Here is a 22,910-nt window from a genome sequence, read left to right as displayed (position 1 = left end):
CAGTGCTGTCATTCTGCCAGAGGCCCACCGCGTCCGCAAGGGGTGATCGGGAGAATTCGCGCGATCCGCGCGTACGTGTCAACCCACCGCGCGATTGAAGGCGGGGCTCCGTCAGGCGGAGCGACGACCGGCGCGAGCTTGCTGGCGCTTGCCGTCGAGGAAGTCGACGAGCACGTAGTCGCCGAGGTTCTCCGGTGTCGTGAAGAAGGCACGACCGCCGTTCATCTGCGACATCCGCTCGATGAACGCCCGCAGCGATCCGTCCGCGCCGAGGCCGAACGTGTTGATCCGGATGTGGCTCTTCGTGCACCGCACGACCTCGCGCAGCGTCGCCTCCACGGTCTCTCGCGCGGGCGGATAGTTGAAGAACGGGTAACCGTCGGGGGTGATGTGCGCGGTGGGTTCGCCGTCGGTGATCATGATGATCTGCTTGTTCCCCGACTCGCGGGCGAGCAGCTGTCGGGCGAGGGTGAATCCGTGATGCATGTTCGTGCCGTACACGAAGTCCCACGACACCTCGGGCAACTGGTCGGCGGTGAGGATGCGCGCGGTCTCGGAGAAACCGACGATGCCGAGATAGTCCCGAGGGAACTGGGTGGAGATCAGATGGTGCAGCGCCATCGCGACCTTCTTCGCCGGCAGGAAGTTGTCCCGCATCGGCATCGACAACGACAGGTCGAGCATCAACACCGTCGAAGAGCGAGTGAGGTGTTCGGTCCGCTCGATCTCGAAGTCGTCCGGTGACAGCTGGATCGGCGTGCTCGTCGCACCCTCACCGGCTTGGCGACGGAGTGCGTTGCGGATCGTCCGGTTCAGATCGAGTTGGAAGGGGTCGCCGTACTCGTACTCCTTGCTGTCGTACGTGCGCTCGTGGCCGACACCGTGCTGGCTCAGTTCGTGCTGGCCCGCCATCTCCTTCGAGAGGTTCGAGAAAAGCTCGCGCAACGCGTTCGCACCGATCTTGCGAAGTCCCTTCGGCGTCAGTTCGAGGCGTCCTTCCTTCTGCTCCACCAGTCCCGCTGCCTCGAGTTGCTTGGTGAGCTCGGCGAGTCGCTCGAGTGATTTGGCCGCGTCGTCGCCCATCAGGTTGCGGACCTTGTCCATGTCGGCCTCGGCCAGTGCGCTCGGGCTCGACGCGTTGCGCAGGAGGTTCTCGAGCTGGTCCATGTCGCCGAGATCCTGCATTGCCTGCATCGCCTGGGCGAACCCCATCGGATCCTGACCCTCGAAGTCGTAGCTGCGCTCCCACTGCATCTGCGGGAACATCTGCTGGAGGTTCCCCGACAGCTGCTGCATCTGCCACTGCAGGTCCATGTCGCCCATCAACTGGTCGCTCAGCTCCTGGAGCTGCGCGCGCTGCTCGGGCGTCATCGAGTTCATCATCGCCTGCATCGCTGCCATGCGCTGCGCCATCTGTTCGAGCAGCTCCTCGACGCTCTCGGGGTTCTCGGGGAAGAAGTCGCCGTACTCCTCCATGAACTCCTCGAAGCCCGGATCCTCGCCCCGCTGGTGCTTCTCGAGCATCTCGTTGAGCGCCGCCATCATGTCCTTCATGCGCGCCATGTCCTCGGGCGTCATGTTCTGCATCGCACCCGACATCTGGTCGACCATCTGCTGCATCAACTGCTCTTTGAGCTTGTCGACGAGCTGCTCGTAGCGCTGCTTCGCGTCGGCCGACTCGAAGTTGTAGGAGTCGAGTTCGCGGATCTTTCCGGCGAGGTCGTCGGGCATCAGATCGAGGTGCATGTTGCGGTCCTGTGCGGCCGCCTCTGCGTTCTCGGCGCGCCGCTGGTCGCCGGAGTTCTGCGCATCGCGGAGCGCGTTGTCGATCGCGTGGCGTTCCTCGTCGACGATGTCGTTCAACTCGTCGTTGATCTCGTCGTAGACGCCTCCGAGGTCGCTGTTCGCGAGTCGCTCCTCACGTTCCTGGCGAAGCTGCTCGAGCAGTTCACGCAGGCCCTGGAGCTGGTTGCCGTCGCGGTCGGTCATCCCGTCCTGCATCATCCGTCGCAGCGCTGCGTCGACGTCGCCGTGGTACAGCAGTTCGTCGGTCAACTCGTCGAACGCACCATCGGCATCGAATTCGAAGCCGGTCTGCGTCCCGTCCCAGGCCGAATAGGTGAAACGCGCGCTCATGGATCGAACCTACAACAGGCTGGGAGCACCCGTCTCAGCGCGGAACTGTTCAACCGCAGTTCACCTTGAACCGAATAACATGGATGACATGCGCGTTCCTCGAACCTTCGTGTTCGTCGACCTGTCCGGGTTCACGAACTACACGGCTGCGTTCGGCGACGACGCGGCCGGGCGGATCCTCAGCGCATTCCGCACGATCGTGCGGTCGGTTGCGTCCGAGCGTGGCGTGCGGATCGCGAAGTGGCTGGGTGACGGCTGCATGTGTGTCGCCGTCCAGCAGGTCGACGGAATCGCGTTCGTCCAGGATCTCGAGCGGCGCGCCACCGAGGTGTGCAACCCGCTCACGGTGCGGGCCGGAATCGCCACGGGCCACGCCCTGCTGTTCGAGGGCGACGACTACATCGGCTCTGCCGTGAACATGGCCGCTCGCCTGTGCGACCGGGCGCGGGGCGTCGAGGTCCTGATGCCGACGATGCAGATCGAGCAGCTTCCCGAGGGCGTCACCGCCGAGCCGTTCGGCGAGATCGAACTGCGCGGGTTCCCGGGGACGATCAACGTCGTCGAACTCCGCGGTGCGCCCGAGCCCGTCGGTTCCGACACCGCCGACCTCTGGACCCGCACCCCCTTCATCTGATCCGGCAAGCCGTCGCAACGTCCGACGGTGAGCGTCAGAGGGTCGAGGGGTAGTAGCCGCCGACCGGGGTGTTCACCACGTCGGACGTGAAGTCCGAGGTGAACGGCCAGTCGGATTCCTCACCCTTCAGGGGAGCTTGAACGAACTGTCCGAACTCGCCGCCCACTCGCTCCCGGCCGAGCAGAGACCAGGCCTGGCGCTTGTAGGTCCAGTTGTCCGGCTGCAGTCGGTGGCAGTCGTTGAAGTGCTCGATCGCCCGCTCACGGTCACCCTCGGTCCAGAGCCGGTTCGCCAATTCGAAGTGAGCGGCCGCCGCGGACACGTCGGCCGAACGCGGGTGCGACCGGAACACGACCTCGCTCGGCCGCAGCGCGAACTCACTCTCGGCGCCCTTGGCGACCCAGTCCCGAATCGCGTCGGGATATGCCGCGCGAACCTGCCCCGATCCGAGCACGTCCCACTGGCCGGGTCCGTCCTCGGGTGGGGCCGGAGCCGTCGGCGACGAGCCGAGCTCGGGAATCGCACCCATCATGTCCCGCGGCAGCTCCATCCGCTCCGACGGCCATCCCGGCTCGGGCGGGCGCACGATCGTCCCCTGCTCGTCGACCCAGATCACGTTCGGGATGTTGACGACGCCGAACAACGCGTCCATCCGGTGCGTCGGATCGAGCAGCGACGGATGTTCCGGCGAGGCCGCCTCGATCAAGGAGCGAGACGCCTCAGGACCACTCAGTTCGAGCGACACCGTCACGACTTCGAGGCCGTCGTCGTGGAGTTCGGCGCGCAGCGCCTGCCACCCGGGCAGGTCGAACGAGCAACCTCAATACGGTGCCCACGACACGATCACGACCTTCTGGCCGCGCAGCGACGACAAGCGGAACTCGTTGCCGTCGAGATCGTCGAGCACCAGCTCCGGGGCCTCGGCGGTGGCGAGTGCCCGATCACCGAGCGACTCGGGACCGATCGCCCAGCGGTCGTTCGGATCGTCGCGCACGATCGCCATCCCCAACCGACCGGCGACGTCGACGGCGTCGAACGCTCCGGCACCGAGCGGGACGCAGACCTCGCCTTTGCACGCGCCCTCGGGCTTGATCTCCCAGCCGGTGGCGGCCGCGAAGTCGTCGGGTTCGAGCTCCAGCGTGTCGACGATCATCAGCTCAGACCCGACCTCGATACGTGGCCGAGGCTCCGGAGGCGTCCTTGTTCAGTCGTTTCGACAGATGCAGGCCCTCGAGCACGAACTCGACGGCGGAGGCGATTGCGCCGGGCGACTCATCGCCGCCGGTCAACGCCATCACCGGCTCGCGGAGGGGCTCGACCTGCTCGACCAGCGCGGCCAGGTCGGTGCTCGAGACGTCCTCACCGGTGTGGGCGACGACCCCCTCCTCGAACGCATCGACAACGGCACGCGTCTGCGCCGGGTCGACCGCGTCCTTGAACACGGTCAGTACCGCACCCTTGATGAGGGTGTCGAGGATCATGCCCTCGCGACCCTCCTCCAACGACTCGATCTCGATCTTGCCCTGCGACGACGCGGGGAGCGCCCCGAGGTCGTCGATGCGCGCGACCACACTGCGCTCCCCCGCTTTCAGTCCTCGACGCAGTGCGTTCGCGGACAGCGCCTCGAAGTTGCTGACGCTGAGTCGGACACTGACGCCGCTGCGTTGGTTGACCTGGTTGCTCGCACGCGCGAGGTGGCTGAACGTGGCGATGACATCGCCGAGATACTCCGGAACCGAGACGTGCACCTCACCGTCGGGTGAGGAGGCTTCGAGCGGCACGGCCTCCTGTTTCATGATCGCGACCTCGGTCTCGACATCGAGCGGGTAGTGCGTGCGGATCTGCGAACCGAAGCGGTCCTTCAACGGCGTGATCATTCGGCCGCGGTTCGTGTAGTCCTCCGGGTTCGCCGACGCCATCAGGACGACGTCGAGCGGCAGCCGGATCTTGTAACCGCGGACCTGGATGTCGCGCTCCTCGAGCACGTTGAGCAGGCCGACCTGGATCCGTTCGGCGAGGTCGGGCAGCTCGTTCATCGCGAAGATGCCGCGGTTGGTGCGCGGGACGAGGCCGTAGTGCAAGGTCAGCTCGTCGGAGAGGTAGCGCCCTTCCGCGACCTTGATCGGGTCGACCTCACCGATGAGGTCGGCGATCGAGGTGTCGGGTGTGGCCAGCTTCTCGCCGTAGCGGCGGTCACGGTGGACCCAGTCGATCGGCGCGGCATCGCCGTGCTCCTCGATCAGGTCGATCGCATGGCGCGACACCGGATGGTACGGGTCGTCGTTGATCTCGCTGCCGTAGACGATCGGCATCCACTCGTCGAGCAACCCGGTGAGCGAGCGGATCATCCGCGTCTTCGCCTGACCGCGCTCGCCCAGGAAGATCACATCGTGACCGGCGAGCAGCGCGTTCTCGAGCTGCGGCATCACGGTGTTCTCGTAGCCCGACACTCCGGCGAACAGCGGCTCACCCGCGGCGATCTTCTCGATCGCGTGCTCACGCATCTCCTGCTTGATCGGCCGCGACACCCAGCCCGACGAGCGCAGTTCTCCGAGAGTCGCCGGACGATCATGTGAAACCTCTGCCATGTGGGCGAAACTACCGCACCGTTTCCCGGCGCTCTCATCGGGCGCCTGGAGTCGCGGCGCTCGTCGGACCACCCGCGTCGTTACGATCGGCGGTATGGAGCTGGAGGGTCGTTGGGTCGCCACGCGCGCAACCGACGACATCCGCCGGTTCGGCATCGGCCTCGACAGCGACGACTCGTCGTGGTCCGAGGTCACCGTTCCGGGCCACTGGCAACACGACGCCGCGTTCGAGAACTGCGCCGGACCGTTGATGTACCGGCATCGCTTCACCTCGTCACCCCCCGGCGAGGGTCGACGTCGCTGGGTGATGTTCGACGGGATCTTCTACCAGGGCGACGCGTGGCTCGACGGCGCCTACCTCGGCGACTCGGAGGGCTACTTCGTCCCCCACAGTTTCGACATCACGCAGCTGGCGCGTATCGGTGACGAACACGTGCTCGCCGTCGAGGTGACCTGCCCCGGACAAACGGGGGCACGCACCAACATCACCGGGGTTCTGCAGGAGTGGGACGTGCTCCCGGCCGGGTGGAATCCCGGTGGCATCTGGCGGTCGGTGCAGATGTTCGACACCGGTCCGATTCGGATCGACCGGCTCCGGGTCCTCTGCCGTGACGCCGACGAGCGGCGCGCGCACGTCGTTCTGTCCGCCACGTTCGACAGCGACGGCCACCACGACGTGACGATCCTGACGCGGCGTGACGACGAGATCGTTCACGAGCAGCGCTCCGCAGTGGCGAAGGGGATGAACGAGTTCGAGTGGTCGGTCGACATCCGCGACCCCGACCTCTGGTGGCCCTACGAGATGGGCGACCAGCCGCTCACCGAGTTCGTCGTCGAGGTCCTCGTCGATGGCGAGATCAGCGACCAGCGATTGCAGCGGACCGGCCTCCGTCAGATCCAACACAACGACTGGATCTTCTCGGTCAACGGCGAACGCATCTTCCTCCGCGGCGTCAACGTGATGCCGATCACCGTCGGTCTCGGTGACACCGACGACGCGGCGATCGAGCGCGACCTCCAGCACGTGCTCGACCTCGGCCTCAACACGGTCCGGGTTCACGGCCACATCAACCGACGCGGCTTCTACGACCGCACCGACGAACTCGGAATTCTGGTTCTCCAGGACTTTCCGCTCGAAGGAACCCACGCCCGAAGCGTCCGCACCCGCGCCGTCAGCCAGGCGAGTGCCGCGGTCGATCAGCTCGGCCATCATCCCTCGATCGTGCTCTGGTCGGCCCACAACGAGCCGGCGAGTCCCGACCCCGATCAACGCAGCGACTGGCGGTCGCGTGTCCGACGTGCAGCGAAACAACCCGTTCCGGCGTGGAACCGAACGGCGCTCGACCGGTGGGTCAAGCGCGCCTTCGAACAGAGCGACCCCAGTCGTCCGGCGATCGCCCGCTCCAGCCTGCTCGCCGGGCTGCCGTGGGTGGACGGTGAGGGCGGCCACCTGTGGTTCGACTGGCGACCGGGAGAGGGCACCGACCTCGAACGGCTGGCTCGGCGGACACCCCGCGCCGTGCGATACATCAGCGAGTTCGGGACCGAGAGCCTGTCCGCGTCGGTCCCGGCGCTCGATCAGCAGCTCGTCGACCACGTCTGGCCGGACCTCGACTGGGGCGCGCTCGAGGACGCAGACGGCTACCACCGCGCGGACGTCCACAGTCGATTCCCACCGACCGACTTCGCCACGCCGGACGCGTGGCGTACCGCGCTCCAGGAACATCAGGCGACCGTGTTGCGCTCCCAGATCGAACTGCTGCGACGACACAAGTATCGACCGACCGGGGGCTTCTGCTTCTCGTCACTCGCCGATCCGGTCGCCGCGATGTCGACGAGCGTGCTCGACGCCGAGCGGATCCCGAAGCCGGCCTACTCCGCGGTGCGGGCGGCGTGCGCACCGATCATCGTGGTCGTCGACGCGCCGCCAGGCTGGGTGAACGCGGGCGACGCCGTCTGCCTCGCCGTCCACGTCGTCAACGACGAGCGGACGCCGATCGACGCGATCGACCTCGTCGCGACCGCGCGGTGGGCGGGCGGATCCAAGCGATGGACCTTCACGGGTTCGGTCGAGGCCGACGACGTCGCGCGGGTGGGGACCCTCGAACTCACGGTGCCCGACACACTCGGCGAGCTGGCGATCGAGGTATTGGCCACCGGCATCGACGGCGCGGCGATCGCGGCGAACCGCGTCGCCACGGCAGTGACCCTCCCTCCGAACTGAAGCGAGACACGACGGGTCGGACCCGTCATGCCACGGTCAGCGGCGGGAGAGGGCCTTGCGGTTCTTGATCTTCGACTTGCGGTAGTCGGTGTTCATCACCGCAATGGAGTCGATCGAGATCTCCTTCGGGCAGGCGGACTCACACTCGCCGTGGTTCGTGCACGAACCGAAGTACTCCTCCATCGTCTCGACCATCGTCTCGGCCCGCTTGAAGCGCTCGGCCTGACCCTGCGGGAGCAGGTTGAGGTGCGTCAACTTCGCGGAGGTGAACAGGGACGCGGCGCCGTTCGGACACGCGGCGACGCACGCACCGCAGCCGATGCACGCGGCGTTGTCCATGGCCGAGTCGGACACCGGTTTCGGGATCGGGATGAGGTTCGCGTCGGGCGCACCACCGGTCGGCGCGGTGATGAAGCCACCCGCCTCGACGATCCGGTCGAACGGGGCCCGATCGACCATCAGGTCCTTGATGATCGGGAATGCGGTCGCGCGGAACGGCTCGATCACGATCTCGTCGCCGGACTCGAAGGTGCGCATGTGCAGCTGGCACGTCGCGGTGCCCTTCTGCGGGCCGTGCGCCTGGCCGTCGATCATCAGCGAGCAGGTGCCGCAGATGCCCTCGCGGCAGTCGTGGTCGAAGACGATCGCTTCCTTGTTCTCCTCGATCAGACGCTCGTTCAAGATGTCGAGCATCTCGAGGAACGACGCCTCGTCGCTGATCTGCGGGATCTGGTGGGTCTCGAAGCGACCTTGGCCCTCCGGACCGTCCTGGCGCCAGATCTTCAGAGTGATGTTGGTGAGAGTGGTCACGATTCCTGTTTCCTCACTTGTACGACCGGGTGGCGAACTTGACGACTTCGTACTCGAGTTGTTCGCGGTTCTCGATCGGGTTCTCCGGATCGCCGCTCCACTCCCAGGCCGTCACGTGGGCGAAGTCGTCGTCGTCGCGCAGCGCCTCACCCTCGTCGGTCTGGTACTCGTCACGGAAGTGGCCGCCACAACTCTCCTCGCGGACGAGAGCGTCCTTGCACATCAACATGCCGAGTTCGAAGAAGTCGTCGACTCGCGCCGCCTTCTCCAAGGTCTGGTTGAGGCTGTGACCGTCGCCCGTGACACGCAGGTCCTTCTTGAACTCGGCGTGCAGCGCGGGGATCTCCGACAGTGCCTTCTGGAGGCCCGCCTCGGTCCGACTCATGCCGCAGTAGTCCCAGATGATCTTTCCGAGCTCGCGGTGGAAGTGGTCGGGGCTCTTGGTGCCGCCGATGTCGAGATAGCCCTGATAGCGATCGCGGGCTTCCTGCTCGGCTGCGGTGAAGGCCTCGTGGGTCTCGTCGGGAATCGGCTTGTTGAGCAGGTTCGAGAGGTACGGCGCGATCGTGTACGGCAGCACGAAGTAGCCGTCGGACAGGCCCTGCATCAGCGCCGAGGCACCGAGACGGTTGGCGCCGTGATCGGAGAAGTTCGCCTCGCCCGCGGCGAACAGTCCGGGGACCGTGGTCTGGAGTTCGTAGTCGACCCAGAGTCCGCCCATCGTGTAATGGCTCGCGGGGTAGATCCGCATCGGGCGCTCGTACGGGCTCTCACCGGTGATCCGCTCGTACATGTCGAACAGGTTCCCGTAGCGCTCCTCGATGACGTCTTGCCCGAGACGGCCGATCGCGTCGGCGAAGTCGAGGTACACGCCGTTCTTGAGTGGGCCGACTCCCTGGCCGGCATCGACGGCACGCTTGGCTGCACGCGACGACACGTCGCGTGGCGCCAGGTTGCCGAAGCTGGGGTAGATCCGCTCGAGGTAGTAGTCGCGATCGTCCTCCGGCACATCCGCGGCCGGGCGGGTCTCGTCGGGATCCTTCGGAACCCAGATCCGTCCGTCGTTGCGCAGCGACTCGGACATCAGCGTGAGCTTCGACTGGAACTCGTCGGCCTGCGGGATGCAGGTGGGGTGGATCTGCGTGTAGCAGGGGTTCGCGAATCCGGCGCCCCGACGGTGGGCGCGCCACGCCGCGGTCACGTTGCACGCCATCGCGTTCGTCGACAGGAAGAAGGCGTTGCCGTAGCCACCGGTCGCGAGCACGACCGCATGGGCTGCGTGTGAACGGACCTCGCCGGTCATCAGGTCACGGGTGACGATGCCGGCGCAACGGCCGTCGATGTTCACCACGTCGACCATCTCGATGCGGTTCCACAGCTTCACGTTGCCGAGGCCGATCTGGCGCGACAGCTGCTGGTACGCACCGAGCAGCAACTGCTGGCCCGTCTGGCCGCGGGCGTAGAACGTCCGGCTGACCTGCGCGCCGCCGAAGGAACGGTTGTCGAGCAGCCCTCCGTACTCACGGGCGAACGGCACGCCCTGGGCGACCATCTGGTCGATGATGTTGACCGACACCTCGGCGAGGCGGTGGACGTTGGCCTCGCGGCTGCGGAAGTCGCCGCCCTTGACCGTGTCGTAGAAGAGGCGGTGAACCGAGTCGCCGTCGCCCTGGTAGTTCTTCGCGGCGTTGATGCCGCCCTGCGCGGCGATCGAGTGGGCGCGGCGTGGCGAGTCGTGGAACGTGAACGTCTCGACCTGGTAGCCGAGTTCACCGAACGTCGCGGCCGCAGATGCTCCGGCGAGCCCGGTGCCGACGACGATGATCTTGAACTTGCGCTTGTTGGAGGGGTTGACGAGCTTCTGCTCGGCGATGTAGTTCGACCACTTCTCGGCCATCGGGCCTTCGGGGATCTTGGAATCGAGGTTGAGGGTCATTCGCCTGCCTCCTCGACAGGATGGGTCACCGCATCCGGGTCGTACTCGACGACTCCGGCCATGACCGCGATCGGGAACGAGCAGTTCCCGGCGACGATCACCGCTGCGGTTCCGATGGCGATGTTGCGGCGCCACGCGTTGAATCGGGGATTGTTCCAACCCATCGACTGGAACAGCGACCAGGTGCCGTGGAACAGGTGGATGCCGAGCGCGATGTTGGCCACGATGTAGAGGATCGCGACCGGGATGCGGGACAGCGACTGATCGAGGTTGTAGTACGCGGCACCGCGGACGAAGTCGGGATTGGCGAACCCCCAGGTCAGGTCGGCCAGGTGCCAGATGATGAACAGTCCGACGACGATGCCGGTGTACCGCATCGACCGGCTCGCGAAGTTCGCCACCTGGTAGTCCCGGGCCGACTGGTACTTCACGGCGCGGGCGCCGTGGTTGATCCGGGTCAGGCCGTACGCGGCATGGATGTGCAGCAGAACGGCACCGATGAGGACGAGTCGCAGGCCCCAGAGGAAATAGGTCCGCGGGAGGATCGGGACGAGCAGTTCGCGCAGGAACTCGCCGTACACGTCGAGGTCGTAGATCTGATCGCCGTTGCTCTCGGTGACGACACCCAGGTACATCTTGAGGTTGCCGATCATGTGCGTGATGACGAAACCGATCCCGATGAGGCCGGTGATCGCCATCACGTACTTCTTGCCAACGGCCGTGGCGTAGAGATCGATGATGAACGGTTTCTTCTTCGCCGGTGCCTTGACGGCGGTGCCCGAGACCGGGCCGCGGCTCAACGTCTGTGCCATAGAACTGTGAACCTACCCGGTGGCCGACGCCGCGGGCCCAATCGACACGCACCGTCGAAGTTGTGACGCTCACCCTGCCCGATCGCTGCAATTTCTTCGTAGCATCCCGGACCGGCCATCATGGTCCGGGTCGTCCGGGAGAAAGCCCGTCGACCACACACCTCGCCGCGAACCACGCGTCGACCGAGTACGCCCAGGAGGCACCACCCCGTGGACGTTGTTCCCTATCTCGCACTGATTTCCGCTCTCGCGGCACTCGGTCTCGCCGGCTACTACTACAAGCTCGTCGAGAAGGAGTCGCCCGGCGACGAGCGCATGGTCTTCCTGATGACCGAGATCCAGAAGGGAGCGAAAGCCTTCCTGCACGCCGAGTACAAGTGGGTCGGCGCCTTCGCCGCCGTGCTCGCCGTGATCCTCGCGGTCGTCATCGCTCCCCTCGCAGCGGTCACGTACCTGCTCGGTGCGGTCCTCTCGGCCGGCGCCGGCTACGCCGGCATGACCGTGGCCACCATGGCCAACGCCCGCACGACCGAGGCCGCGAAGTCCGGTCCGGGCAAGGCGCTGCCGGTCGCATTCCGCGGCGGCGCGGTGATGGGTTTCTCCGTGGCCGGGCTCGCCCTCGGCGGCCTGATGCTCACGTACCTCGTGTTCGTCACGTGGCTCGAGGTGGACGACGCGTTCGAGATCGTCACCGCCTACGGCCTGGGTGCATCGACGATCGCCCTGTTCTCCCGTGTCGGTGGCGGCATCTACACCAAGGCCGCTGACGTCGGTGCCGACCTCGTCGGCAAGGTCGAGGCGGGGATCCCCGAGGACGACCCGCGCAACCCCGCCACGATCGCCGACAACGTGGGCGACAACGTCGGCGACGTCGCCGGCATGGGTGCCGACCTCTTCGAGTCGTACGCCGGCTCGATCATCGCACCGATCTCGCTCGTTGCGTTCGCCGGTGGCCTCGCCGCCTCCGACGCAGGTCTCGACGGCAACATCAACCTGCTCGTGTTCCCGATGCTGATCGCCTTCATCGGCATGATCGCCTCGATCATCGGTTCGTTCTTCGTCAAGGGCGGCGACTCCACCGAGGGTCACGCGCTCGCGCGGGCGCTGCACATGGGCACCAACGTCGCCATGGCGATCACCGCCGTCGGCACCGTCGGTGCCGCGTTCTGGCTCTTCAGCGACTCCGATCTGTTCGATCAGCCGATCGGTCTCGCGATCTCGGTGATCGGTGGACTCATCGTCGGTTGGGCGCTCGGCAAGTGCGCCGAGTTCTACACGTCGGATCACTTCAGCCCGGTCAAGAAGATCGCCGAGCAGACCGAGACCGGCCCGGCCACCACCGTGCTGTCGGGCATCTCCACCGGCATGGTGTCGGTCGCAGCCTCGGTCGTCCTGATCCTCATCGGGGTCGGCGTTGCGTACTGGGGCGGCCAGCTGGCGTTCCTCGACGAGGCCGACGGCTTCGGCGGGATCTACGGCATCGCGGTCGCAGCCATCGGCATGCTGGCCACGACGGGCGTGGTCGTCTCGGTCGACGCCTACGGTCCGATCGCCGACAACGCCGGCGGCATCGCCGAGATGGCCGAGCTCGACCCGTCGGTCCGTGAGGTCACCGACGCACTCGACTCGCTCGGCAACACCACTGCTGCCGTCGCCAAGGGCTTCGCGGTCGGTTCGGCAGCGCTCACCGCGCTCGCACTGTTCAAGAGCTTCGAGTTCGCACTCCTCGCCGAGGGCGAAGTGCTCGACCTCAACGTCGGACAGGTCGAGACGTTCATCGGCCTGTTCATCGGTGCCGGACTCCCGTTCCTCTTCGCCGCACTCACGATCGACGCCGTCGGTCGCGCTGCGTACAAGATGATCGAAGAAGTCCGCCGCCAGTTCCGTGAGATCCCGGGCCTTCGCGAAGGCGAACCGGGCGTGATCCCCGACTCGGCTCGCTGCGTCGCGATCTCGACCGATGCGTCGCTCAAGGAAATGGTGATCCCCGGTGCGCTCGCCGTCGTCGTTCCCCTGGTCGTCGGATTCATCAGCGTCGACGCCCTCGGCGGCCTGCTCGCCGGTGCGCTCGTGACCGGCTTCGCGCTCGCCATCTTCATGGCGAACTCGGGTGGCGCCTGGGACAACGCGAAGAAGTACATCGAGGCCGGCCACCACGGCGGCAAGGGCGGCGACCCCCACAAGGCTGCCGTCGTCGGCGACACCGTCGGCGACCCGTTCAAGGACACCTCCGGCCCCGCGATGAACATCCTGCTGAAGGTGATGACCATCGTCAGCCTGGTGTTCGCCAGCGCCTTCGTCTGAGCCCACCCGGTCCGCTCCGGGCCACTTCGGAAACTGAGCCGACCCGTCTCGTCATCGACGAGGCGGGTCGTTCTGTTCGATCAGTCCGCCTCGGCGACGAAGTCGATCAACTGCTCGACCGCTCCGACGAGTTCGGGGCGGAGTTCGGCGAAGGTGTTCACGCGGTTGCGGAGCTTCGGCCAGAAGCCGTCGAACGGCACACCGAGGGCCGCGCACATGCCTTCCTTCCACGGGACCTCCGGGTCGTACGGGATCTCGGGCCATTCATCGAGGCCGACCACCTTCGGTCGGATGCCCGCCCACACGTCGACGAACGGATGGCCCGTGATCAGCACGTTCGGGTCGCTCACCGTCGCGGCGATCCGCGTCTCCTTCGAGCCGGCGACCAGGTGATCGAGGAGCACGCCGAGGCGACGCTGATGCGATGGGCCGAAACTCGACACCGCTGCAGCGAGATCGTCGGCACCGTGGAGCGGTTCGACGACGATCCCCAACTCGCGGAGGTCGTCGCCCCAGACGTGTTCGAGCAGTTCGGCGTCGTGCTTGCCCTCGACCCAGATCCGACTCGCCCGCGCCACCTGCGCCCGGCCGTCGCCCGCGATCGAACCCGACGCGGTGATCCGCTGCGACGCCGTTGCCACCTTCGGGGGACGAACGAGCGTGACCGGGCGACCCTCGAGCAGGAACCCGCCGGGCTTCCATCCGAAATGACGCACGTAGTCGTGACGATCCTGCAGCGTGACCCCCTCCGCGTTCCAGCGGACGACGTCGCCGGTGAAGTGACTCGATCGGTCCTCGACCAGCATTCCCATCTCGACGACCACGTCGGGATACGCCGGGCCGCGTCGCTGCTGTTCGTATTCGTCGAGGATGTCACGCATCGGTCAGGGGTGGTCGCTGGAGTCGGAACCAGCCACGAAGTCTGCCACGACACGTCGCCCCCACCGCGGCACCAGTGACGACCGCATCCCCCATCCCCGCCATCCGGACCCGTCCCCCGGCCTCCGGTGAGATGTGAGACCACCCGTCGATCTCACATCTCACCGCACGGAGCCTCCCGGTCGTTCCGGTGAGAGTTGGGTGGGAACGTCGGTCTCACATCTCACCGGAGTGGTGTGGGAGGGAGCGCCAACCGGACGGGGTGAGGACCGGATCGAGCACGGTCCGGTCGGGAAAGACGAACGGAGCGCGAAGCCCGGTGTGCGCGACCGCACGCGGCAGCGCGATCGGCCCGAGGCGTCGTCCGGCGCCGGCGTCGATCCAGCGATGCCAACGACGAGCCGGGATCTCCGCGAGCTCCGTGGTCGACTCACCGAGGATCTCGATCGCGCCGTGGACGACCCCGGCCTGGTCGTAGCCGTGCTCGATCGCCGTCGGTTGCGCCACGGCGTACCACTCCAGGTCGAACGCGATCGGAGTCGGAATCCCGTACGCGCGCCCGAGTGCGTCATCGGGATCGTCGAGGGCCGACGCGTAGGTCTCGTTGCCGACCGACCATTGCTCCATCGGAGCGTCGCGGAAGTGCTCGGCCCACATGGCTTCGCCTTTGACGATGAACGGATCGGCACGAACCGGCACCTCGAAATCGGTGATGTGCAGGAGCGGACGACCCGCACGCGCGAGTGCCGCCCAGTACCACGCGGTCGTCCCGACGATGCGGTGACCCGACAGGACACCGAGGTCGGCATCGGGGGTCCACGCGGCGAAGACCCATTCCTCGACCGCTCCGGGATGGCGGGTGTCGCTCCAACGCTCCGCGATCGGATCGGACGGTGAGGTCGGTCCATCTCCATCGTTCGGACGCACGATCAGGCAGACTACGGAACGTGTCGAACATGTCATCACCGACCGAATCCGGCGGCGGCGGAGATCGAGTGCGCTATCTCAGCCTCGACTGGATCAACGCGATGCGTGCCGCCGTGGAAGCGAGCGACCACATGCGTGACGTCGCGAAGCAGTACACCATCGGCGCGACCCAGGTCGTGAGTTCCGGACCCGAGGGCGACGTGACCTATCACGTCCAGTTGCGCGACGGCGACGCTTCGGTCGGCCCCGGGCCTGCTGACCCCGAGGACGTGAAGATGGAACAGGACTGGGACACCGCGGTCGCGGTGGCGACCGGCGACCTGAACGGCCAAGAGGCGTTCGTCAGCGGTCGGATTCGACTGTTCGGCGATCAGCAGAAGCTGCTCGACTCGCAACCCGTCTTCGGCGCGCTCGACGCGGTCTTCACAACGGTCAGCCAGCGCACCGACTACGTCTAGCGTCACCGAACGCGTCCGACCAGGCAACAACGGCGAAGCCATCCCTGCAGCGCGCGACTAGGTTTCGCCCATGCCCGAGATGCCCGAGATCGAGGCGCACGCGGAACGTCTGGAGGCACAGTTCGGCGGTCGGGTCCTCACGAAGTTCGTACCGTTCAACTTCACGGCCCTCAAGACGGCCGTCCCGGCACCGGACGCGGCGTACGGCTTCGCGCTCCAGTCGGTCGGTCGCCGGGGCAAATATCTGCTTCTCCGCTTCGAGCCGATCACGTTCGTCATCCACCTGATGCAGGGCGGACGGTTGCTCGCCGACACGAAGCTGTCCGCGAAACCGCGTGGCGGACAGGCTCGCTTCGTGTTCGAACCCATCGAAGGCGACGACGGTTCGGGCGACGAGACCGCACTGCTCCTCACCGAACAGGGCAAGGAACGACGAGCGGGCGTGTGGTGTGTCGCTGCGGGTGAGGTCGACGCCACTCCCCCGGTCGACAAACTCGGACCGGAGGCCGCCGGAATCACCGCCGACGAACTCGCGGCCCGGTTCGCCGAGAAGTCGATGCGCGTGCACGGCTTCCTGCGCGACCAGCGGATGATCGCAGGCATCGGACGACGACTGGCGAACGAGATCTGCTGGACGGCACGGGTGTCGCCGTTCGCCACCACGAAGTCACTGGGTGCCGACGGTGCCGAGGTCGTCGCCGCGGCGATCGCCACCTGCGTCGAGGACGGATTGGCCGAGGAACGCGAGCGCGACGAGATGAGTTCGTCGAAGCAACGCACCAGCGCGGTCCACAACCGAACCGACGACGAGTGCCCACGATCCGACGAACACGGTCCCGACACCATCCGCGCGGTCGAGTACTCGGGCTACACCGTCAATTACTGCCCGACCTGCCAGACCGGCGGGAAGATCCTCGCCGACAACACGACCAGCAAGTTCCTGAAGTAGAGACGGCAGTGAACGGGGCGACCTGCCGACCGTGGCGCACCGCCGACGTGCCGTTCCTGTGGGACATGCTCTTCGAGTCGCTCCACGTCCGAGACGGGGGCCAACCGTTCGCACGAAACGTGCTCGACCGCCCCGAGATCGCCCACTACCTCACCGATTTCGGGCAGCGAGACGGCGACGATGCTCAGCTCGCAGAGTCGGGAGGCGTGCCGGTGGGAGCGGCCTGGTGCCGTCGGCTCGACTCACTCGACCCCGGCTACGGGTACGTCTCCGACGACATCCCCGAACTCGGGATGGCCGTTCGGTCCGAATGGCGGCGCCGCGGCGTCGGACGTCGTCTGCTCGGCGACCTCCTCGACCGAAATCCCACGATGAGCCTGAGCGTCGACGACGAGAACGTCTCGGCAGCGCACCTGTACCGATCCCTCGGCTTCGTGGTCCACGACAGCACGAACGGCTCGACGACGATGGTGCGTCGGGCCCGGTAGACGCACTGCGGGCCGACGATCCGTACCGCGTAGTCTCCAGCCAATGGCGATTCACCTTCGTGCCGAGCCCGGCGACTACGCACCCAACGTCCTGTGTCCCGGCGACCCGGTGCGTGCCCAGTACATCGCGGACACGTTCTTCGACGAGGGATACCGCAAGGTCAACGACGTTCGCGGAATGCTCGGCTTCACCGGAACCTTCGAAGGCAAACCGATCAGCGTCCAGACCACCGGGATGGGAGCCCCGTCGGCGGGAATCGTGTTCGAGGAACTCGCGCAACTCGGCGTCCAGCGCCTGATCCGTGTCGGCACGTGCGGCGGGCTGGCCGACGGCATGGGGATGGGTGACACGGTCATCGCGCTCAGCGCTGCGGCCGAGGATCACGCACCGCGCCAACTCTCGAAAATGGACTGCATCGCGCCGACCGCGACGTTCCACCTCGCAGAGACCGCGGTCCGACTGACGCGGGAAGGGTCGATGGGCCAGGTCCATGTCGGCTCGATCGTCACGTCGGGTCTCTTCTACGAACCGGACTGGGAGAAGTTCACGCTCTGGAAGGGGCTCGGTCTGCTCGCCGTCGAGATGGAAGCGGCCATGATGTACACGGTTGCCGGGCTCAAGAACATGGAGGCGCTTGCGCTGATGACCGTGAGCGACATGATCGGTGAAGCCGACGGTGACGCCGTTCGGATCAGCGACGACGAACTCAAGCGCGGCGTCGACCAGATGATGGAGATCGGCTGCCGCGTCGCGGTGAGCTGACCGAATCCAAGCCCTCGACGTCGGCCCGTCGGGGTGAACGGACTGTGACGTCCGTCTGAACAACCGCTGAAGAGCGGCGAGGTGCCGACCGATAGGTTCGTCGAGTGACCTCTTCCGCGCCTGTCGTCCCGCCGGGGTCGCCGACGCAGTATCGGATGAGCCAGCGGGAACTGCTGACGCTCGTGTCGGCGATCATGGCGCTGATGGCGCTCGGCATCGACCTGATGCTGCCGGCGTTCGACGACATCCGCGAGGCCTACGACCTCGGTGCCGGCTCACCCGAGACCGGCAAGGTGATCACGGTCTTCTTCCTCGGACTCGCCGTGGCCCAACTCGTCTACGGGCCGCTCGCCGACCGCTTCGGTCGCAAGCCGGTTCTGTACCTCGGTGGCGCGATCTACCTGGTCGGAGCGATCGGCTCCGCCCTCGCACCGACCTTCGAACTGCTCCTGCTCAGCCGGTTCGTCTGGGGCATCGGGGCCGCCGGATCCCGCGTCGTGGCCACGGCGATCGTGCGCGACCGTTTCGAGGGCGCCGCGATGGCCGCTGCGATGTCGCAGGTGATGGCCGTGTTCATGCTCGTACCCGTCCTGGCACCGACCGTCGGGACCGGGATCATCGCCGTGTTGCCGTGGCGCTCGGTGTTCTGGTTCTGCGCGGTGTGCGCCGTGTTGATCACCCTCTGGAGCCTGCGCCTGCGCGAGACGCTCGATCCGGCGAACCGCCGGCCGCTCAGCGTCGGGTCGACGGTGCGCGGCTACACCGAGGTGGCGCGCACTCGGGTGACCGCCGGCTACACGATCGCGACGATCTTCCTGCAGGGCGTCTTCACGGCGTATCTCGCGAGCAGCGAGTTGCTGATCGCTGACGTGTTCGATCGTGAGGCCCAGTTCCCGATCATCTTCGGCCTGGTCGCGACCCTGTTCGCTGCGGGCGCCATCGTCAACGGTCGAGTCGTCGAACGGGTCGGTATCCACCGCCTGGTGAACGGCGTGTTCATGGTGCTGCTGCCGCTCACCGCGCTGTCGGTTCTGCTGTCGGTCGTCAGCAACGGGCACCCGAATTTCTGGCTGTACATGCCGCTGCTCGGCTTGACGTTGGGTTCGTTCCTGTTTCTGATGCCGAACCTCAACACCGCTGCACTGACTCCCGTCGGTCACCTCGCCGGAACGGCATCGGCGCTCTCGGGTGCCGCACGCATGGCCGGCGGAGCCGTGCTCGGCACCCTCGTCAGCAGTCGGGTGACCGATTCGACGACGGGGTTCTCGGTCGGCGTGGCGCTGCTGTGCTTCGGGTCATGGATCACGGTGACGGTCGTGCGCCGCCGCTCGCCCGAACTCGCGACCGATCATCACGACCACGACGCACCGACGAGAGTCGCCGTCGTCACCTGACCGTCGGTGACGGCAGCGCACTCCACGGCGTCGCCGCACCGTGGGCGCGCAGACGATCGAACTGCTCGGCGCCCAGCGCCGTTCGGCATCGCTCGACCGCGTCGTCGACGGCCACTCGATCACCCGGGCGCAGTCGGGTGCCGAGACGATGCTGCTCCGAGTCGGCGAACCCGAACAGCGCGGCTGCCGACTCGACGTCGCCGAGTCCGACGGCGGCCGTACCGAGCAGAGCCGCGACCGGCATCGCGACCGCCGGGACCGGCTCGTCGTCGTGGACGACCGGGACGAGGTCGCCGAGTCGATCGACCACACGCCCGAGGTCCCGATCTCGACCGATCTCCAGCGACGCCCACAACAGATCCGACAGGACGCGCTGACTGCCGTCCGTGTCGGCCTCCAAGGCCTCCAGACACGCCGCAGCCTCCCCGTGTCGACCGAGTCCGATGAGCGCCTCGGCGACCAGCAGTTGCACCGACACCTCCGTCGCTGCGTCGGGAGGAGGCATCAGCTGAGCGACCCGGAGAACCTCGTCCCAGTCTCCCCGACGCGCCGCCACGCCGGCCTCGATCTTGGTGGCGAGAGCGGGAACCACGTCGAGCGCTTCGGTGATCTGTCGAAGGGATGCCAGCACGTCGGACCCGTCGAGAATGCCCGACCTCCACGACGCTTCGATGCGATTGGCGAGCGATGGCAGTGCACGAACACCCGACGGGCGACGAAGCGTGAACGCGTCCGCGTGCAACCGTTCCGCCCCGACCGGATCGCTCGCTTGGAGATGCGCACCCATGGCCGACAGCAGATTTCCGCGCAGCATCGGTTCCTCGATGCGGTCGAGCCCTCGCTCGACCAATGGGAGCGCGGCCTCGATCGCCCGCACATCACCCACGTTGTGGGCTTCGATCAGCACGATCGCTGCGGCGTCGAGGACCTCGACGGCGTCCCCTGCACCATTCGATCTCCCATCCGGACCGTCGGCGATGCCGAGCTCGATCCCCGTGAGCATCCACCGGATGTTCTCACGGTGCATGCGTCGCGACCAGAAGTACATGCGCGCCCCGCGGGTGATCGCGAGCCCGAGTTGCACGCGGTCGTGCTCGAAGGCCCACGCCATCGCCGCGCGCAGGTTGCCGACCTCCAGATCGCCGAGGCGCAACATCGCTTCCTGATCCTGGATCCACAAGTCGAAGACGGTGCCGGCGACCGCCGCATAGTGCTCGGCGTGCCGTTGACGCGCCGCATCGAGCTCGGCGGGGTCGATGCGCTCCTGAGCGACCCCGCGCACGGCGGCCAGGATGCGGAACCGACGTGTGTCGGCGTCGTCGGTGACGACCACCAGCGAGCAATCCGCCAGTCGACGCAACCCGTCGACGACCTCGTTGTGGTGCCCGGCATCGCTCCCGGCGAGCGCGAACGCGGCGTCGAGGTCGAACCCCGAGGGGCAGACCGAGAGCCGGGCGAGCAACATCTGGTCACCATCCGCGCGCAAGCCGCAGCTCGATGCGATCACTGCGTGCAGCGACCGACGGCGAGCATCCCCACGGTGTGCGGTCAGAGCGTCGAGTTGCTGATCCATGTGCTGCTCGATCTGCCCGACGGTCATCACCGCGAGCTGTGAAGCCGCCAGTTCGATCGCGAGCGGGATTCCGTCCAACCGTCCACACAGGCGGTGAATCTCCTCGTCGGCGCCCTCCACCGCCGGGTCGGGAGCGGCCGTGCCCGCGCGAGCTCTGAAGAGTTGCACCGCGTCGGACTCGACGAGCGGGCGCATCGACCACACCGTCTCGCCGTCGAGTCCGAGGGGCTCACGACTCGTCGCGAGGACGCGCACACCCGGAATCGCCCGACACATCCGAGCGACCAGGTCGGCCACCCCGTCGATCAGATGCTCACAGTTGTCGAGCACGAGCAGCAGGTCGAGACCGGTCAGCGTGCGCAACAGGTCGGAGACCGAATCATGCTCGTCCGTTGCCGACCCACCGATGGCCGTCAGCACCGTGTCGGCCAGATCCTCCGGCGTGGTGGCGAGTGTCAGATCGACGAAGTGGACGCCACCCGCGTCGCCGCCCTCGACGAACCGCGCTGCCTCCTGCGCCAGCCGGGTCTTCCCGAGCCCGCCGAACCCGCACAGGGTGACGACGCGATTCGCACCGATCAGCGCGCCCAATGCCTCGACCTCCTCGACGCGTCCGACGAATGAGGTCATCGCGACCGGAAGGCTCGAGCGTGGCGATTGCCGCACCGCGTGGCGTTCTCCGGGCACGGCCTCACCGACGAGCAGTTGCTGTTGAAGTTGCTGCAGGTCGGGTGAGGGCTCGATCCCCAACTCGTCGCCGAGTCGAATCCGGAGCTCACCGTACGCCCGCAGACCGTCCGCGGGCCGATTCGATCGCTGGAGCGCGATCATCAGCAGCCGCACGTGCCCTTCGTCGAGCGGTTCCGCCTCGACCAGTTCGAACAGGTCGACGATGACGTCCTGGTGGCGGCCGAGCGCCATTCGTGCCTCGGCCAGCATCCGCCGAGCCGACGATCGTGCCCGCTCGAGTCGGCGTGCTTCGTCGTCGACGAAGGGCTCGTCGCCCAGGTCGGCGAACGGTCTCCCACGCCACCACGACAGCGCGTCGACGAGACGACGTTCGCAACCACCTGGGTCGTGCGGGAGTTGATGGCGCGCTCGATCGACAGAGTCGTGGAATCGGTGCACGTCGATCGCGTGGCGGTCGAACGCGAGGCGGTACCCGGCCGCAGAGGTCTCGATCAGCGTCGTCGTTCGGTCCCCCCGTGGATCGAGGAGCGATCGGAGCCGCGAGATGTGAAATGCGACGGCGCGCACGCCGGTCGTCGGGAGGTCGTCACCCCAGACAGCTTCCAGGATGCGGTCGGCGGGCACCGCCTCACCTTCGGCCGTCGCGAGGTACGCCAGAACGGCTCGCTGACGCGGCGCGCTGACGACGACCTCGGCGCCGTCGACCCGCACCCTCGTGGGGCCCAGCAGGCGAACGGACGTGAGAACGTCGCCCGGGTCCTGTAACGATTCTGCCGTCTCGGCCCACACGTCGCCCCCTGTCCACCCGTGGGGCCCCCGCCGCGACAGGCAGTCTCATGGTCATGTTGACAGCGTTGGCCCACGTCGTCCACGTGATCCAGGACACGCCGTGCGCTCACCGGAGCACATCGTTCGCTCACCCAATGCACACCGAGGAACCCGACGATGGTCCCAACGACCTCATCCATCGGGATGCGGACCGCACAGGGAGAACCTTCACCATGACCATCTACTCCGATTCACCGAGTCTCACGAACGACTTCGGCGCTCTGCTCCGGGGGACCACCGCCCCCGTGCGACCGCCGGACGACCCAGCGGTCGACCGGCGGGAACCCACCGACGCAGGCGGCCACCCGCCGAACAAGTGGCGGCGGGTCGGCATCGCCGGTGCCGTGATCGCCGGCGCGGTGGCGCTCGTCCTGTTCGCGACGACGAACGATTCCGGCTCGGGGTCCGAGACGGCGTCCAGCGCTCAGGCGGCCGAGACCGCACGACTCCAGGCAGCCGCCGACGCCGAGGCGACCACCCCGGCCGCACCGCAGCTCACCGACTCATCGATCAACGC

At 67.0% G+C, this 22,910-nt stretch carries 17 protein-coding genes and 1 pseudogene; 9 read left to right on the top strand and 9 right to left on the bottom strand.

The window, feature by feature from the left end; all coding sequences use genetic code 11:
* Nucleotides 1-111: 111 nt before the first annotated feature.
* Nucleotides 112-2,136, bottom strand: a complete 2,025-nt coding sequence (locus tag ON45_RS03765) for a vWA domain-containing protein (RefSeq protein WP_040492077.1) — start codon at nt 2,134-2,136, stop codon at nt 112-114.
* Nucleotides 2,137-2,224: 88 nt separating this feature from the next.
* Between ON45_RS03765 and ON45_RS03760 the strand changes: the two genes are divergently transcribed.
* Nucleotides 2,225-2,770: an adenylate/guanylate cyclase domain-containing protein gene (locus ON45_RS03760; RefSeq protein ID WP_158412177.1), complete on the top strand. Its 546-nt coding sequence runs from the start codon at nt 2,225-2,227 to the stop codon at nt 2,768-2,770.
* 34 nt (nt 2,771-2,804) lie between these two features.
* On the opposite strand, the gene ON45_RS24025 is transcribed toward ON45_RS03760, so the two are convergent.
* Both ON45_RS24025 and ON45_RS03750 read right to left on the bottom strand, forming a co-directional pair.
* Nucleotides 2,805-3,923 carry a ResA-like WAxxUGC motif-containing protein gene (locus ON45_RS24025; protein ID WP_373281579.1) on the bottom strand — a complete coding sequence of 373 codons (1,119 nt, stop codon included), beginning with the start codon at nt 3,921-3,923 and terminating at the stop codon, nt 2,805-2,807.
* A gap of 4 nt (nt 3,924-3,927) precedes the next feature.
* The gene (locus ON45_RS03750; protein WP_040492073.1) at nt 3,928-5,358 is read right to left on the bottom strand and encodes a sigma 54-interacting transcriptional regulator; all 1,431 of its coding nucleotides are present in this window, start codon (nt 5,356-5,358) and stop codon (nt 3,928-3,930) included.
* A 94-nt stretch (nt 5,359-5,452) separates the two neighbouring features.
* Between ON45_RS03750 and ON45_RS03745 the strand changes: the two genes are divergently transcribed.
* A complete protein-coding gene (locus tag ON45_RS03745; RefSeq protein ID WP_040492071.1) occupies nt 5,453-7,582 on the top strand; it encodes a glycoside hydrolase family 2 protein in 2,130 nt (709 codons plus the stop codon).
* 36 nt (nt 7,583-7,618) lie between these two features.
* Here ON45_RS03745 and ON45_RS03740 read toward each other — a convergent pair whose 3' ends face one another.
* Genes ON45_RS03740 through ON45_RS03730 form a run of 3 tightly spaced genes read right to left on the bottom strand, consistent with a single transcriptional unit; the run spans nt 7,619 to nt 11,140 of the window.
* Nucleotides 7,619-8,392 carry a succinate dehydrogenase/fumarate reductase iron-sulfur subunit gene (locus ON45_RS03740; RefSeq protein WP_040492069.1) on the bottom strand — a complete coding sequence of 258 codons (774 nt, stop codon included), beginning with the start codon at nt 8,390-8,392 and terminating at the stop codon, nt 7,619-7,621.
* Nucleotides 8,393-8,405: 13 nt separating this feature from the next.
* Nucleotides 8,406-10,328 carry a fumarate reductase/succinate dehydrogenase flavoprotein subunit gene (locus ON45_RS03735; protein WP_040492068.1) on the bottom strand — a complete coding sequence of 641 codons (1,923 nt, stop codon included), beginning with the start codon at nt 10,326-10,328 and terminating at the stop codon, nt 8,406-8,408.
* Nucleotides 10,325-11,140, bottom strand: coding sequence for a succinate dehydrogenase cytochrome b subunit (locus ON45_RS03730; RefSeq protein ID WP_051062393.1), 816 nt, complete (start codon nt 11,138-11,140; stop codon nt 10,325-10,327). The genes ON45_RS03735 and ON45_RS03730 overlap by 4 nt, the downstream gene beginning before the upstream one ends.
* Nucleotides 11,141-11,350: 210 nt before the next feature.
* Between ON45_RS03730 and ON45_RS03725 the strand changes: the two genes are divergently transcribed.
* A complete protein-coding gene (locus ON45_RS03725; RefSeq protein ID WP_040492067.1) occupies nt 11,351-13,444 on the top strand; it encodes a sodium-translocating pyrophosphatase in 2,094 nt (697 codons plus the stop codon).
* Nucleotides 13,445-13,524: 80 nt separating this feature from the next.
* On the opposite strand, the gene ON45_RS03720 is transcribed toward ON45_RS03725, so the two are convergent.
* Nucleotides 13,525-14,325 (bottom strand): DUF3097 family protein, encoded by an 801-nt coding sequence (locus ON45_RS03720; RefSeq protein WP_040492065.1) that lies wholly within the window; start codon nt 14,323-14,325, stop codon nt 13,525-13,527.
* Between the two features lie 214 nt (nt 14,326-14,539).
* Entirely contained in the window at nt 14,540-15,250 is a 711-nt protein-coding gene (locus tag ON45_RS03715) for a hypothetical protein (RefSeq protein WP_040492063.1), read from the bottom strand.
* Nucleotides 15,251-15,279: 29 nt separating this feature from the next.
* Between ON45_RS03715 and ON45_RS03710 the strand changes: the two genes are divergently transcribed.
* From ON45_RS03710 to ON45_RS03690, 5 genes are all read left to right on the top strand, one after another.
* Nucleotides 15,280-15,708, top strand: a complete 429-nt coding sequence (locus tag ON45_RS03710) for an SCP2 sterol-binding domain-containing protein (RefSeq protein WP_148288514.1) — start codon at nt 15,280-15,282, stop codon at nt 15,706-15,708.
* A gap of 70 nt (nt 15,709-15,778) precedes the next feature.
* Complete coding sequence (locus ON45_RS03705; protein WP_040492059.1) at nt 15,779-16,657, top strand: DNA-formamidopyrimidine glycosylase family protein; 879 nt, start codon at nt 15,779-15,781, stop codon at nt 16,655-16,657.
* 8 nt (nt 16,658-16,665) lie between these two features.
* Entirely contained in the window at nt 16,666-17,145 is a 480-nt protein-coding gene (locus ON45_RS03700) for a GNAT family N-acetyltransferase (protein WP_051062392.1), read from the top strand.
* A gap of 43 nt (nt 17,146-17,188) precedes the next feature.
* Complete coding sequence (locus tag ON45_RS03695; RefSeq protein ID WP_040492058.1) at nt 17,189-17,908, top strand: phosphorylase family protein; 720 nt, start codon at nt 17,189-17,191, stop codon at nt 17,906-17,908.
* A 155-nt stretch (nt 17,909-18,063) separates the two neighbouring features.
* On the top strand, nt 18,064-19,302 hold the full coding sequence (locus ON45_RS03690) for a multidrug effflux MFS transporter (RefSeq protein ID WP_051062391.1): 1,239 nt from the start codon (nt 18,064-18,066) through the stop codon (nt 19,300-19,302).
* Here ON45_RS03690 and ON45_RS03685 read toward each other — a convergent pair.
* Entirely contained in the window at nt 19,295-22,276 is a 2,982-nt protein-coding gene (locus ON45_RS03685) for an AfsR/SARP family transcriptional regulator (protein ID WP_040492056.1), read from the bottom strand. The two genes, ON45_RS03690 and ON45_RS03685, sit on opposite strands and share 8 nt — an antisense overlap.
* Nucleotides 22,277-22,566: 290 nt before the next feature.
* Between ON45_RS03685 and ON45_RS03680 the strand changes: the two are divergent.
* A pseudogene (locus tag ON45_RS03680) lies at nt 22,567-22,910 on the top strand (hypothetical protein); the annotation flags it as partial.

This window comes from Ilumatobacter nonamiensis YM16-303, from assembly GCF_000350145.1.
Lineage (GTDB): Bacteria > Actinomycetota > Acidimicrobiia > Acidimicrobiales > Ilumatobacteraceae > Ilumatobacter_A > Ilumatobacter_A nonamiensis.
Note: the sequence above shows the minus strand (reverse complement) of the source record. Positions and strands in the feature narration are given on the sequence as shown.